Source organism: Microbacterium limosum, assembly GCF_036324365.1.
Taxonomy (GTDB): Bacteria; Actinomycetota; Actinomycetes; order Actinomycetales; family Microbacteriaceae; genus Microbacterium; species Microbacterium limosum.
The window spans coordinates 746,240-760,498 of sequence record NZ_CP137080.1 but is presented as its reverse complement, the minus strand read 5'-3'; the positions used below and the strand labels follow the sequence as shown (position 1 = coordinate 760,498).

Annotated in this window: 7 protein-coding genes; 2 read left to right on the top strand and 5 right to left on the bottom strand. The window is 74.2% G+C overall.

Translation table 11 applies throughout. From position 1 onward, the window contains the following. Window positions 1-61 precede the first annotated feature (61 nt). Complete coding sequence (locus RYJ27_RS03675; protein WP_330171401.1) at window positions 62-1,180, bottom strand: YlbL family protein; 1,119 nt, start codon at window positions 1,178-1,180, stop codon at window positions 62-64. Window positions 1,181-1,371: 191 nt separating this feature from the next. Here RYJ27_RS03675 and RYJ27_RS03670 point away from each other — a divergent pair, with 191 nt between their 5' ends. After that, complete coding sequence (locus tag RYJ27_RS03670) at window positions 1,372-2,736, top strand: zinc-dependent metalloprotease (protein ID WP_330171976.1); 1,365 nt, start codon at window positions 1,372-1,374, stop codon at window positions 2,734-2,736. Window positions 2,737-3,532: 796 nt separating this feature from the next. Here the strand turns inward: RYJ27_RS03670 and RYJ27_RS03665 are convergent. Further along, window positions 3,533-5,329, bottom strand: coding sequence for an ATP-dependent helicase (locus RYJ27_RS03665; RefSeq protein WP_330171400.1), 1,797 nt, complete (start codon window positions 5,327-5,329; stop codon window positions 3,533-3,535). Continuing rightward, on the bottom strand, window positions 5,326-6,222 hold the full coding sequence (nudC, locus tag RYJ27_RS03660) for an NAD(+) diphosphatase (RefSeq protein WP_330171399.1): 897 nt from the start codon (window positions 6,220-6,222) through the stop codon (window positions 5,326-5,328). The genes RYJ27_RS03665 and nudC overlap by 4 nt, the downstream gene beginning before the upstream one ends. A 63-nt stretch (window positions 6,223-6,285) precedes the next feature. On the opposite strand from nudC, the gene RYJ27_RS03655 reads away from it, so the two are divergent. Further along, the gene (locus RYJ27_RS03655) at window positions 6,286-7,653 is read left to right on the top strand and encodes a phosphotransferase (protein WP_330171398.1); all 1,368 of its coding nucleotides are present in this window, start codon (window positions 6,286-6,288) and stop codon (window positions 7,651-7,653) included. On the opposite strand, the gene RYJ27_RS03650 is transcribed toward RYJ27_RS03655, so the two are convergent. Then, a complete protein-coding gene (locus RYJ27_RS03650; RefSeq protein WP_330171397.1) occupies window positions 7,599-11,033 on the bottom strand; it encodes an ATP-dependent DNA helicase in 3,435 nt (1,144 codons plus the stop codon). The genes RYJ27_RS03655 and RYJ27_RS03650 overlap by 55 nt on opposite strands. After that, window positions 11,030-14,212: an ATP-dependent helicase gene (locus tag RYJ27_RS03645; protein WP_330171396.1), complete on the bottom strand. Its 3,183-nt coding sequence runs from the start codon at window positions 14,210-14,212 to the stop codon at window positions 11,030-11,032. Before RYJ27_RS03645 ends, RYJ27_RS03650 begins: the two co-directional genes overlap by 4 nt. Window positions 14,213-14,259 lie beyond the last annotated feature (47 nt).

Below are 14,259 nucleotides of genomic sequence, written 5' to 3'. Positions count from 1 at the left end.
ACGAGCGTGCCGCGAGGAACCGGGACGGCGGCGCGCGCGGTGGGGCCGCCGGGAGCGGGCCTCAGGGCGTCTCGCACGAGGGCAGGGCGTCGTGGTCCCCGCCCTCCCGCAGGGCGTCGAGGGCCGCGAGGGAGTCGTCGAGGGTGTCGACGGCGAAGACCCGCAGCCCCGACGGCACGTGCCCCACGACCTCGTCGCAGTTCTCGATCGGGGCGAGGAAGACGTCGGCCCCGGCATCCCGCGCGCCGTGGAGCTTCTGACGGATGCCGCCGATCGGCCCCACATCGCCGTCGGCCGTGATCGTGCCGGTGCCCGCGACGGCCTCGCCGCCGGTCAGATCGTCGGGCGTGAGGGTGTCGATGATGCCGAGCGCGAACATCATGCCGGCGCTCGGGCCGCCGACGTTGTCGAGCTGGATCGTGACGTCGATCGGGAAGTCGTAGTCCGAGATGATCGTCACGCCGATCTGCCAGGTCTGGTCCGCATCGCTGTAGGTCGGCGTGACCTCGACCTCGCGCCGCTCGCCGCCCCGGTCCACGGTGAGGGAGACGGGCTCGCCCTCGGCGCGCTGGATGGCCTCGCGCAGCTCGTCCACGTCGACCAGCGGCTCGCCGTCCGCGGCGAGGAGCACGTCGTCGGGCTCCAGGATGCCCTCGGCGGGAGACCCCTCCGGCACGGAGTACACCTGCACCCGCGAATCGATGTCGAACCCGAGCTGCGAGAGGGCGGCCGCCGTGGCCTCCTGCTGCGAATCCACCATCAGCGCCGCGTTCTGCTCGCTGCGCTGCTGCGTGCTCTGGCCCGCCGGGAAGACGGAGTCGAGGGGAACGACCGCGCGGGAGGAGTCGAACCACGCACCCACGAGCTCGAGCCAGGAGGGCGTGCGCTCGCGGTTGCCCACCACCTGCACCGTCGTCAGATGGAGGGCGCCCGTCGTCTCGAAGGTCTCCGCGCCCTCCACCTGGATGAGGGGGATCTCCTCGCCGTCGGCGCCGGTCGTCACCCCCAGGGTGTTGTAGACCGGTCCGGGCTGCTGGATGACGTAGCCGGTGGGCAGGAACGACAGCGCCGCCAGGATCACGAGGGCCACCGCGAGGGCCGTGTATCCGGCGCGGACGCCGCGACGGAGGGGCGGTCGCCGGGCGGGCGCGACGGTGACGTTCTCGTCGAACAGCGCCACGGCACAACCTTTCTTCGCCGTCCAGGCGGGATGGGGCGTTCGCGGTCGGCGTACGCTGAGGAGGAGCCCGGCCGCCAGGGCGCGGGGTGCTGCGACTAGCGTAGAACCACCGTTGGCAGACACGCTGGGAGGCGGCTGAAGTGGATCCTGACGAGCCCGGACCCGAGGATTTCTCCGAGATCCTGCGGCGCATGATGGGCGGCGGCCAGATCGACCCCGACGAGATCGAGCGGCTGACCGGCATGCGCGTGGACCCGGCCATGATGGCGCAGGCGATGCAGCAGATGCGCGGCATGTTCGAGTCCGGAGCCGACGGCATCCCGTGGGAGCTTGCGGAGCGACAGGCGATGCAGCTGTCGGAGGCCGGCGGCCTGAGCGTGACCGACGGCCAGCGCGTCGAACTCGACACGGCCCTCGGTCTCGCCGAGCTGTGGCTGGGCGAGGCCACGACGATCTCCGGCCTCGCCCGCTCGCCGCAGGTGATGACGCGCGCCGAGTGGGTGCGTGCGAGCATGCCCGTGTGGCGGGAGCTCTCCGAGCCCGTTGCGACGAGCATCGCCGACGCCCTCACCCGCACGCTCGAAGAGCAGGCGCCGGAGGAGATGCGCGCGATGCTGCAGGGCGCCGGCAAGCTCATGCGCCAGGTGGGCGGATCGCTCTTCGCGACCCAGCTGGGCCAGGTCGTCGGCCGTCTCTCGACCGAGGTCATCTCGGGCGGCGATGTCGGCATCCCCGTGATGCCGGCCGGTGACGCCGCGATCCTGCCGCAGAACTTCGCCGACTTCGGCAGCGGGCTCGACATCGGCGAGGACCAGTTGGCGATCGCCGTCGCGGTGCGGGAGCTCGCCCATGCGCGCCTCTTCCGGCACGCGAAGTGGCTGCGTCTGCACGTCATCAGCCAGGTGACCGAGTTCGCGCGCGGGATCGACATCGACACCGATGCCCTGGAGGATCTGGCGGGCCGCTTCGACCCGCAGCGTCCCGAGGAGCTGCGCCAGGCGCTCGAGAGCGGTGCCCTGCTCCCGCAGCACACCGAGGCTCAGCGAGAGGCGCTCTCACGGCTGGAGAACCTGCTCGCCGTCATCGAGGGCTGGGTCGATGTCGTGACGGCGGATGCCACGGCGCGCCTGCCCCGCGCCGACGCGATCGCTGAGACCGTGCGGCGCCGCCGCGCGGCCGGCGGGCCCGCCGAGCAGGCGCTCGCCTCGCTCGTGGGGCTCGAGCTTCGTCCGCGCCGGCTGCGGGAGGCCGCGATGATGTGGCGCGTCGTGACGGATGCCGTGGGCGTCGCCTCGCGCGACGCGCTCTGGGACTACCCGGACTTCATGCCCGGCGCGTCCGACATCGACGACCCCGACGCGCTCGTGGCGCGGATCCGATCCCGCGAGGGCGGCGTCGCCGCCGACGCGGCCGACGAGGTGGACGACGCGATCGCCCGCATCCTCGCGGGCGAGGAGCCGTCGGATCCGGCGGACGACGCGGCGACCGGCGACGACGCGGACGCGGCGGGCGCGGACGACGACGGGCCCGGCGGGGAGCCGACGCCCGGTCGCTGATCCTCCTCCACACCTCGTCGCGCCGCTCCCGGCTTTGGGGTCGGTGTGGATAGCGGGATTCGGCGGCGCATCCCCCGCCACAATCGCGGGATGACGGTGATGCTTCGCCTGGACCCCGCCCTCGTCCCGCTCTGGCGCGACGCCACGACCCTGCAGTTCGGAGCCCACGCGCACGCCGTCCTGCAGGATGTCGAGCCCTGGCAGGGACGGCTGCTGCGCGAACTCCAGCGGGGGTTCCCTGAGTCGGGGCTCGACGTCTGGGCCGACCTGTCCCGCATCCACTCGCGCGAGGTGCGCGCGTTCCTCGACCGGCTGGGTCGGGCCGTGCTCCGCTCCGACACCGGGCGGGCCGCCGTCATCCCGCGCCTCTTCGTCGAGACGCCCCGAGGCGCGGCGCGGGGCGTGCTGGCCCGCGCCGTCATCACGGCCCTGGAGGGCACGGGCGCGCGCGTCGGCGTGTGGGAGCGACGGCGCGACGGCGACGACGCCCCCTATCCCCCGTCTTCAGCGTGCGATGCGGTCGTGCTGCTCGCCGATCACGTCCTCGACCCCGGCACCGCCCGAGCGCACCTCGCCGCGGACCGCACGCATCTCCCCGTCGTCGCCACGGGGACGGGTGTGACGGTGGGTCCGCTCATCGTTCCCGGCGTCACTCCGTGCGGAACGTGCCTCGATCTCGCGCGGCGCGACGCCGACGAGGACTGGCCCGCGCTGGCCGCCCAGCTGCTCGACGCTCCGCCCGTGCCGGTGCCCGCCGATCTCGCGCACGAGGCCGCCGCCGAGACGGTGCGCCTGATCAGCGCGGCGGGCGGGGGCCCCGCGCGTGCGAGCGAGCTGCGGAGGGACGGGACGACGCAGACCCGGGTGCACCCGCCGCACGCGCAGTGCGGGTGCCGAGCTCTGCCAGGAACCGCGACGGCTCCCGTTCCCCGCGCTCTCCCCGGAGCGACCACGACAGTGAAGCGGTTCGCCGTGCCCGCGTGAGCCCGACGTACAGCAGGCGGCGCTCCTCATCCGCCTGTTCGATACCCCTCGCGTAGGAGATCGGCAACAGGCCCTCGGCGAGGCCGACGATGCGCACGTGGTCCCATTCCAGGCCCTTCGCGGCGTGGAGCGTCGCGAGCGTGACCGTCTGCCGTTCCGGCTCGTGCTGGTCCTTCGCTCGTGCCGCCAGGTCGTCGGTGAAGGCACGGAGCGTCGTCTCGGGCGGCGCCGCCTCGGCGAGGCGCGCGATCGCCGCGCGCGCCTCCCACGCGTCACGGAGGGCACCCGCCGCGTCGGGCGGCTCGGGAGACTGTCCGAGCGAGCGCAGCACGTCGCGCACCGCGTCGACGAGGTCGCCCCGGGGGCGCGCCACCGACTCACCGCGCAGCATCATCACCGCCTCGCGCACTTCCGGCAGGTCGAAGAACCGGCGCCCTCCCAGCACCGTCGTGGGAACGCCCTCCGCCGCAAGCGCGGTCTGCAGCATCGCCGACTGGGCGTGCAGGCGGTAGAGCACGGCGAACTGGTCGGCCCGCGCGCCGCGGTCGATCGCGGTGCGGATCGAGCGCGCGACGTCGCGCGCCTCGGCCTCGTCCGTCGGGTGCACCGAGACGGCGATGCCCTCGGCATCCATCCGCGCCGGCGCTTCGGCGCCCGCCGCCACGAGCGAGAGAGCGCCCGGACGCCCGCGCATGAGCGTGTTGGCGGCGCCGAGCACGTCGTCGCTCGAGCGATGGTTCCGCTCGAGCCGCACGAGGGTCGCGTCGGGATGGCGCCGCTCGAACTCGAGCAGGAACCGGGGGTCGGCGCCCGCGAACGAGTAGATCGTCTGGCTCGCGTCGCCGACGACGCAGATGTCGTCGCGCGATCCGAGCCACAGTTCGAGCAGTCGCTGCTGGAGGGGCGAGACATCCTGGTACTCGTCGACGGTGAAGTGCCGGTACTGCTCGTGCACGGCGCGCGCGACGCGCGGCTCGGACTCCATCATCCCCGCGCAGACGAGCAGGATGTCTTCGAAATCGAGCTGACGGCGCTCGTCCTTCAGTCGCTCGTACGCGGCGTGCAGCTCGACGACGTCGTCGCCGCCCAGGCGGCCGATCCCCGGGCGACCCAGCCGCGCGTACGCCTCGATGGAGATCATCGCGACCTTCCGCCACTCGATGTCGGCGGCGAGGTCGCGAAGCGTGGCCGTGTCGAGGTCGCGGCGGGCGGCGACCGCCGCATCGGCCAGGACGCGCACCTTGTTCGGCACGATCGGCGGCGCGCTCTCGCCGCCCGCGACGACGGGCCAGAAGTAGTTCACCTGAGCGAGGGCGGCGGAGTGGAAGGTGCGCGCCTGCACCCCGTCGATACCGAGAGCCCGCAGGCGCCCTCGCATCTCCCCCGCGGCGCGCGTCGTGAAGGTGAGCGCCATGACGCGCTGCGGCGAGAACGCCCCCGTGTCGACGCCGTGGGCGATGCGGTGCGTGATGACGCGGGTCTTGCCCGTGCCGGCTCCCGCGAGCACCCGCACGGGACCGCGGAGGGCGACGGCCGCTTCGCGCTGGCGTTCGTCGAGTCCGGACAGCGCGCGATCGGGTCCGTCCGGGCCGGTCACGCCGGCGGTCATGCGTCGGCGCTCGCCCGTGCGTGCCAGCGCTCGATGAGACCGCGGGAGATGGACGCCGGTCCGGGCAGGCCGATCTCCCCCTCCCCGGCGAGCGCGAGCCCGATCTGGTCGGCGGTGAACCAGCGCACGTCCACGATCTCGGTGCCGTCGGGACGCGCGGTCCCGGCGTCGTCGGTCCGGGCGAGGAAGCCGAGCATGAGCGAGCGCGGGTAAGGCCACGCCTGCGAGCCGACGTACTCGATGTCGCTGACGAGGATGCCGGATTCCTCCTCGATCTCGCGTACCAGCGCCTCCTCGGCCGACTCCCCCGCCTCGACGAATCCGGCGAAGCACGAGTAGCGTCCCGGCCCCCACGCCGCGTTCGAGCCCAGCAGGAGCCGCTCGCCGTCGGTGACGGCGACGATGACGGCGGGATCCGTGCGGGGGAAGTGCTCCCGCGAGCAGCCGGGGCAGTGCCGCGCCCAGCCGGCCTGGCGCAGCTCGGTCTCCGCGCCGCACGCCGGACAGTATCGGGACTCGGAGATCCAGCGGCCCAGGGCGCGCGCCTCGGTCAGCAGGGCGGTGTCTGCGGCGGGGAGCGCCCCGCCCAGGGCCCGCAGCTCGGCCCAGCCCTCGGGAGCGTGGCCCTCCTCGAGCGCGAGCAGAATCATCCCGCCGTCCTCGCCGCGGCCGAGGAGCGCGACGGCGTCCCCCGGCGCGATCTCGCCGGGGCCCACCAGCACGAGAGCGTCGCCCGCGCCGACGTCGGCCTTTCCCTCGCGCAGTCGGAGGACCCGCGTTCCGGGAGAGCGCAGGGCTCGCGCGATCACGTCCGGCTCGGCGCGTTCCTCGGCCGCCCGTGAGAGCGGGACCCGCGGCGCGGGCACCGCTCCGGCGGCGCGCTGCAGCGTCATGGATGACCTCTTTCGCGGGCGTGGCGCAGATCCTGAGGCGGAGCGCCGACCTACCCTGGGGACATGGCACGCTCCCCCCTCACTCTAGCCGCGGCGGCGAGCGCCGCCCTGCCGGGCGTCGGGGCCGTCACCACGTCGACGCTCTCGACCGGGCAGTCGGGTCGCTACGATGCGGCACTGCTCGGGCTCGACGACGGCACGCGCGTCGTCGTGCGCGTTCCCACGGACGAATCCGCCGCGAGCGACCTGGCGGCGGAGGTGCTCGCGCTGCGCGCGCTGACGCCGGGCGCCCGCGCCCTGCTGCCCTTCCGCGTGCCCGAGGTGCGGGGGGAGGCGACCCTCGGCGACGACCGCATCGTCGTCGCCGACTTCCTCCCGGGGTACCGGATCGAGCCGCCCCACATCCCCTCCGGGCCCGGCGCCGCGTCATCCATCGGCGCCGCTCTGGCGGCCGTGCACGCGCTGCCCGCCTCCGTCGTGCGCGCCGAGGGGCTTCCCCTGCGCACGCCCGCCGACGTCCGCCGCACCGTGGAGACTCTGATCGAGCGAACGGCGGCGACCCGCCGGCTGCACGCGGCCCTCGCGACCCGGTGGCGCTCGGCGATCGACGACGAGGAGCTGTGGCGGTTCGAGTCCACCGTCATCCTCGGTGAGACCAGCGCGGCATCCTTCCTATTCGAGGACCGCGGCGACGCACCGACCGTCGTCGGCGTGCTCGGGTGGCACCGTTTCGGCGTCGGGGACCCCGCCGTCGACCTGCACTGGCTGGCCGGCGCTCCCGAGGCGATCGACGACGTGTACACCGCGTACGCCGAGACCGGCCCGCGCTCGCCCGACGCCAACCTGCGCACCCGCGCCCGCCTCTATGCCGAACTCGAGTTCGCCAAGTGGCTCCTGCACGGTCACGAGCAGCAGCGCCCCGACATCGTCGACGATGCCGTCGCCCTCCTGGACGCCCTGGTGGACGGCCTCGGATCGTCGAGGTCGCGCCTGGACGCCGCCTCGGCCGCGGGCGTGGACGAGGCGATGCGCCTGCTCGACGAGGGGACGCCCGCCGCCGCGCTGCCGGAGGAGCCGTCCACGGCGATGCAGACCGATGCGTACGACCCCCGCATGATGTCGCTGTTCGTCGCAAAGGAGCTCGAGCACGAGGACGCCGAGGCTCCGCCCGGCCTCTCCCGCCCCTCGACCGTGCGGGGCGACGACGGGCCGGACGAGCGACAGGATGCCGGCGCCGACACGGCCCCGATCGACCCGATCGATCTGGCCGGCTGGCGCTCCGACCCCGGCGCCGCCGAGTCGGGCGCCGACGGCGCAGCGGCGGGCGAGCGCTCCGCCGCGCCCGGTCACGATGACAGCGACGAGGTCCGCGAGGCTCAGCGGGCCTCCCGCGCCGCATTCCAGCGCTGGGCCAGGTCCTCCTCCGAGTAGGAGCCCTCCCCGCGGATCACGAGGTCGTCGGCGATGTAGTAGAGCGCCACGTCGATCTCCTCGAGGGGGACGCCGCGCGCCCGGTGGTAGGCCAGGCGGTACAGCGCGAGCTGCAGCATCCGCTCCTCCCGCTCGGCATCGGATGCGGGCGGGCGTCCGGTCTTCCAGTCGACGATCTCGTACCGGCCATCGCGCCGGTAGACGGCGTCGAGCTTGCAGATCACGACGTGCGCTGCGCCCCGGGTGCCGCGGAGAACGAAGTCGATCTCCGACTCGACCTCGACGGGGGCGAGCGGCCCCCATTCGGACGCTTCGAAGACGCCCTTGAGCGCCTCGAGCCGCGCAGCATCGTCGTCGGAGGCCGAGGAGGCCTCGGCCTCGTCGTCGTCGAGCTCCCACAGGGCGTCGTCCAACGAAGGCCCGCGTCCGCCCGCACCCGAACGCTGCTCCACCCATGCGTGGAAGAGCGTGCCGATCCGGGTCTGGCGGTAGGGGCGCTCGGGCATCGGACGCGCGATGCGCCGCAGCGTCCCTTCGTAGTCGCCGACCCAGTCCTTGAATCGGGACGCCGGTACCCTGACCGGCGGCTCCGGCGCATCCCCGCCGCGGGAGCGACGCTCTGCGAGGAGGAGCGCGAGGTCGCGGGACGCCTCGATCGGCGGCCGTTCCGCCGCCGCCGCGACCGCCGCCGCCGCCGCCGCCACGCGCGGACGACGCGTGCGGGGAGCCTCGCCGAGGGGGTCCATCGGCCACGTGATGATGCGTCGGTCGCCCTCGAAGGGGTTCTCGCCCGGCTCGGGCCGCACATGATCGACGCCCAGGGCCGCGGCGATCTCCGCCAGGTACGGGGCGGGCTCCCTCGGCTTCTGCCCACCCGCCCAGGAGGAGCCCGACAGCAGCAGGTGCTCCCGCGCCCTCGTGATCGCGACGTAGGCGAGGCGCCGTTCCTCGTCGCGCTGGCGGGTCTTTCCCGCCTCGACGAACTCGGCGATCGCGGCGTTCAGCGCCTGCTGCGTCGGGGCGTCGTGCGCACGCCACGCCAGGCGCGGCAGCCACTCCGCGTCGCCGCGGAAGTCGTAGGGCAGCACCCCGAAGCCGAGCCAGGCCTTCGTGTCGCGGGGTGCGACCGGGAGCTCGCCCTCGACGACGCGGGCGACGGCGACGGCATCCCACTCCAGCCCCTTCGAACCGTGGATCGTGAGCAGCTGCACGACGTCGTCCTCGGGGGGTTCGGTGCGCGGCGCGAACTCGTCCAGCTGCTCGGCGTGGTCGAGCCAGGCGATCAGGCTGCGCACCGTGCCCCGGTCATCGGCGGCGAGGAAAGCGTGCACCTCGTCGGTGAAGGCGCGAAGCTGCGCCGAGGCGATCCGCGCCGGCCCGTGGGCCTCGTTCGCGGCGAGTTCGATGTCGAGCCGCAGTTCGAGCTCGATCATCCGCACGAGTTCGGGGATCGGCAGAGCCGCGGCCTGGCGGAGTCCCCGGAACATCGCCGCAGCCTCGCGCAGGCGTTCGCGCGCCGCGGGTGAGAAATCCCGCAGCCAGCCGTGGTCGTCGCGCGCGCGCCCGACGAAGTCGAGCGCCTCGACGATCGACCCGGGCTGGTCCGCGCCCGCACCCGTGCGGACGGCGTCCGCGACGGCCGGCTCGAGTGGCGCGAGCGTGTGGTCGTGGCTCGCCAGGCGTCGCGCGAGCTTCTCGAGCAGCCGCAGGTCGGCGAGCCCCACCGCGAACCTCGGGCCGGAGAGGACGCGGATGAGCGCCGATCCCGCGGTCGGGTCGTCGACGACGCGCAGGACACTCACGACATCCACCACCTCGGGCGTGGAGAGCAGCCCGCCGAGGCCGAGGATGTGACGCGGGATGCCGCGCGCGGCCAGGGCGTCCGCGAACCGCTGCATGTGCTTCTTCCCGCGGAAGAGGATCGCGCCGCGCGTGGAGCGCCCCTGCGCGGTGCGCTCGGCGCGCACCGCCTCGAACCATGCGGCGACGGCATCCGCCTCGGCGTCCACGTCGTTCTCGAAGGCGACCTCCAGGCGCCCCGCCGTGACCCCCGGACGGGGCCGGAGGGGACGGACGGGCACGGGGCTGGAGGCGGCGAGCGGCGCGAGGACGGCGTTGGCGGCGCGCAGCACGACATCGCTGTTGCGCCAGCTGGTCATGAGGGCGTGCTCCCCCGTCGATCCCCCGCGACCGAAGGCGCGCGCGAAGCCGCCGAGGTTCCCGGCGCTCGCGCCCCGCCACCCGTAGATCGACTGATGAGGGTCGCCGACGGCCATGACCGCCTCGCCGCCGAAGAGCTCGGACAGCAGCAGCGTCTGCACGACGGACGTGTCCTGATACTCGTCGAGCAGGACGACGCGGTAGCGGCGCCGCAGCTCGTGCCCCACGGCCGCGTGGGCCCGCACGATGCGCAGCGCCCCCGCGACCTGATCGGAGAAGTCGAGCACCCCGCGTCGCGCCTTCTCGGCCGCATACGCGTCGGCGAGGTCGGCGAGCACCGCGAGCCCCGACACCTTCTCCGCAGCGACCCGCACGTCGCGGTACACCCCGTCGGGCAGACGCTTTTCGCTCGGGCGTTCGAGCACGTCCGCGAACTCCGCGGCCATCGTGCGGAGGCGATCGGTCTCGACGAGATTGTCGACGGCGTCGCGCGCGACGCGGAGCGCGCCGTCGATGATCGTCGACATCGCCTCCGTGCGGTGCTCGAGACGCTCGTCGTCGCTCGAGAGCACGACGCGGCGCATCAGCAGCCACGCGGCGGACTCCGAGAGCACGGCCGCATCGGCGTCGCGCCCGAGCAGCACCGCGTTCTCCCGCACGATCTGATCGGCGAAGCTGTTGTACGTCGCGACGGTGGGCCGCTGCAGCAGATCCCCTCCCTCCACGCGGACGGCGACCGGCGCGAGACGATCCAGCGCCGCCGTCCGCGCCGCCCGCGCCCGGAGCTCGATCGGCGCGGTGTCGCGGCCGGCGCGGGACGCCGCGTCGCGCTCCTGCTCCGCGCGGCGTTCGATGCGCGCGAACTCCTCCAGCGCGCCCTCCGTGTGCAACGCGCCGAGGCGCGCCAGGAGGCCGCGCTCCTCGAACTCGGACAACCGCTCGAGCCGCCGGCGGATCCGCTCGCCGAGCTCCCCCGCGGCCTTCCGTGTGAAGGTCAGCCCGAGAACCTCGTCTCGACGGACGAGCCCGTTGGCCACGAGCCAGACGACCCGCGAGGCCATCGTCTCCGTCTTGCCGCTGCCCGCACCCGCCACGACGAGGGCGGGGCGCAGCGGAGACTCGATGACCTCCGCCTGCTCGTCGGTGGGCGGGAACTGGCCGAGCGCGGCGGCGATCGCGTGAGCCGACACCCGCGGCCCACCCTGCGTGGGGGAGGTCACGGCGCGCTCACCGCGCCGATCGTGTGGATGCGGCAGAGGCCGTACGAGTGGTCCTTCCGGCAGTGCTCGTCGAAGGGTGCGCGGAAAGCGGCGCCCGCCATCGTCGCGGCGGCCGTGTCGATGCGCGACAGGAACGCGGCGCGGGCGGCGTCGTCGAGCGGCGCCTGCCGCGGCTCGGCCCAGTCCCGGCGCGTGGCGGTCGGCACGAGGACGAGCAGCTTCGCTCCGCCGGGACGCAGTCCGTCGGCGCCCGGGATGAGCCCGTGCTCGAGAGCCAGCTGGTACGCGGCGAGCTGGGGGTTGTCAACCACCTTCGCGTCGGTCTGCGGCTCCCTCTTACCCGTCTTCAGGTCGACGATGACCACCTCTCCCGCACCGGTGACCTCGACGCGGTCGATGTACCCGCTCAGCACGACCTCGCCCCGGTGCTCGTCACCCGGGGTGAGCGGGATCTCGAAGTGCGGCTCGGCGTCCAGCAGCCGTCCTCCCTCGCGCTCGAAGGAGACGAGGTAGCGGTGCAGGCGTCGCACGAGATCCCGCGCGCGGTGCCGCTCCGCGCGCTCCCGCCACGGGGCCTCGAACTCGAGCTCCCCCCAGCGGTCCTCGACGACGCGCCACAGGGATTCCTCGTCGGTTGCCCCGGCGGTCTCCAGCGCCGAATGAAGGATCGTCCCCAGCCCCGCCGCGGCGCTGGCGGTCTCTCCTCCGAGCTCGGCGATGACCCAGTTCAGCTCGCATTCCTCGAGCGTGTGCACCCGCGAGGGCGACACGCGCACCTGCTCCTCGGGCGAGCGGAGGGCGGCCGTCGACGTCGGCGGCAGCATCCCGTACCACTCACCGGGCGCAGCGCCGGCGACGCCCTCCTGCGCCAGCAGCACGAGCTCGCCGGCGGCGCGGGGATCGTCCGCCCGGCCGCTCGTGAGCGTGCGCCGGTGGCGGGCGACCAGCCCGCGCAGCGACAGGGGGTGCTCACTGCCCGCCGGCGGAACCGACGGCGCCGGCAAGAGGTCGAACAGGATGCTGGGACCGGTGTCGTCGTCGTCGACGGCGGAGACGGCCAGCATCGCCCGCGCCCGCGTCACCGCGCGCACGAACAGCCGCAGCTCGTCGTGCAGCGCCTCTCTGCGACGGTCGAGCACGTCGGGCTCGTGCGCGCCGCCGGAGACGATCGCATCGGCCAGACGCCAGGTCTCGAGCAGTCCGCCGCGGAGGCGCGTGTTGGGCCACACACCCTCCTGGACCCCCGCCACCACGACGGTGTCGAACTGCTCGCCGAGCGCGGCCGCGGGCGTCAGCACGCGCACGGCGGGGGCGACGGCGGGCGCCGTGAGGGAATCCTCGGCCACGTCCGAGTCGAGCACGTGCCGGACGAAGACCATCGCGTCCTCGTCCGGAGTGCGCTCGACGAACCTCTTGGCGGCCTCAAAAAGCGCCACGACGGCGTCGAGGTCACGATCCGCCTGCGCCGCCAAGGGACCGTGTCCACGGGATGCCGTGGCCCAGGAGCGCTCGAGACCGCTCTCCTCCCACACGCTCCAGAGCAGTTCGTGGGGGGTCTCGCGGCGCGCGAGCCCCTCGCGCACCCGGCGCAGCGTGTGGGCGGCACGGGCGGCGCGGTGAGCCTCCCGCGTGTCGACGAACGAGAACTCGAGCGGATTCGCGAGTGCGGAGCGCAGCATCTCGCGCGGGGGCGTGGATCCTCCCGAGGCGAGGTCGGCGTGGCGCATCGCGAGGCGGAGCCTTCGGAGACCGATGGGGTCGAGCCCGCAGATCGAGCCCGAGAGAACCCCCTCGACATCCTCGGCCGTCCACGATGCGGGCTCGCGCGCGGCGAGTGCGATGACCCCCAGGAGGTCGCGCACCGGTGAGCGGCTGCCCAGCGGCGTGCCGGGTCCGGCAGCCCGCGTGGGCACCTCCCGAGCCGCGAGCTCGGCCTCGAGCACCCGCACCTGCGCCGAGTCGTGCGAGATGACGGCGCAGTCGTGCCAGGGCACCCCGTCGAAGACGTGGCGTTCACGCAGCAGACGCGCGATGCGATCCAGCTCCTCCGAGGCCGAACGCGCCGTGAGCACGCGCACCGAGGTGTCGTCGGCCGCGGGCGGGACCGGCGCGGCGCGGTGCGCGGCGATTCCGGACGTGCCGATGCGCGCCGTCACGCGCCGCGCGAGGGCGATCATCGCCGGGGTGCCGCGATGCGTGCCGTGCAGGACGTGCACGGAGCCGAGGGATGCCGCCAAACGGGCGAAGTGCGCGGGCGATGCCCCGCGGAACGCCCCCGAGCCGACGTCGGGATCGCCGAAGGCCAGCACGGCGACCCCGCGCCGACGCCAGGCCTCGAGCAGGTGCACGCCCGCGACGGTGAGCTCCTGCGCGTCGTCGACGAGGATGACACGCAGGGCCGACGCGGCACCCAGCGCAGCATCGTCCGACGCCGCCATCGTCGTGATCGCGGCCGCCTCCCTCACGAGACCCGCCGCGTCGCGATGCGCGCCGCGCATCGACCGACGCACCTCGCGGTATTCGCCGAGGAACGACGCCATCGCCTCCCACGCCTCGCGGCCACCCGCGCGGGCCAGGCGCGCGAGGGCGCCGTCATCGATCCCGAGCGCGGCGCACTCTGCGAGGAAGGTGCGCACCTCGGTGCGGAAGGCACGGGTCTCGCGCACATCGGGAGGCAGCCACGCCGGCCACCGGTCGTTGCCGTCGGCGGCGTCCTCGGCGTCGCCGGCCAGGAGATCCTGGATGATCTGGTCCTCGTCGGCGCCGGTCAGCAGCTGGGGCGGCTCCTCGCCCGCGTGCACCGCCTGTGCTCGCACGATCTGGAAGGCGAAGGCGGCCACCGACCGCGCGAGCGGACCGGCCGTGGGCCGATCCGCGGCGACCTGCAGGCGGTCGCGCAGGGAGGTGGCGCTCGCGCGCGTGGGCGTGAGCACGAGGATCTGGTCGGGATCCACGGCATCCGACCGCAGCAGCGCGGAGACGCGCGCGATCAGCGCGGCCGTCTTGCCGCTTCCGGGGCCGCCGACGACGACGCCCGACGCGGATGCCTCGAGCCCGACGACGCGCTCCTGGTGCTCGTCCAGACCGGGGAGGGCGGGCGGGTCGAGCTCGTCGGGCTCGTCGGGCTCGTCGGGCTCGTCGATGCGTCCGCCGGCGCGGGTCGGGAGGGAATCGGGCACGTAAAAGACGGTAGCCGCCGCATCCGACATCTCCACTCCCGCCGCGT

What these genes read in the sequence shown, in the direction of transcription:
- RYJ27_RS03670 (WP_330171976.1), top strand. Translation starts at nt 1,372, where the DNA reads ATGATGGGCGGCGGCCAGATCGACCCCGACGAGATCGAGCGGCTGACC.
- RYJ27_RS03665 (WP_330171400.1), bottom strand. Translation starts at nt 5,329, where the DNA reads ATGACCGCCGGCGTGACCGGCCCGGACGGACCCGATCGCGCGCTGTCC.
- nudC (WP_330171399.1), bottom strand. Translation starts at nt 6,222, where the DNA reads ATGACGCTGCAGCGCGCCGCCGGAGCGGTGCCCGCGCCGCGGGTCCCG.
- RYJ27_RS03655 (WP_330171398.1), top strand. Translation starts at nt 6,286, where the DNA reads ATGGCACGCTCCCCCCTCACTCTAGCCGCGGCGGCGAGCGCCGCCCTG.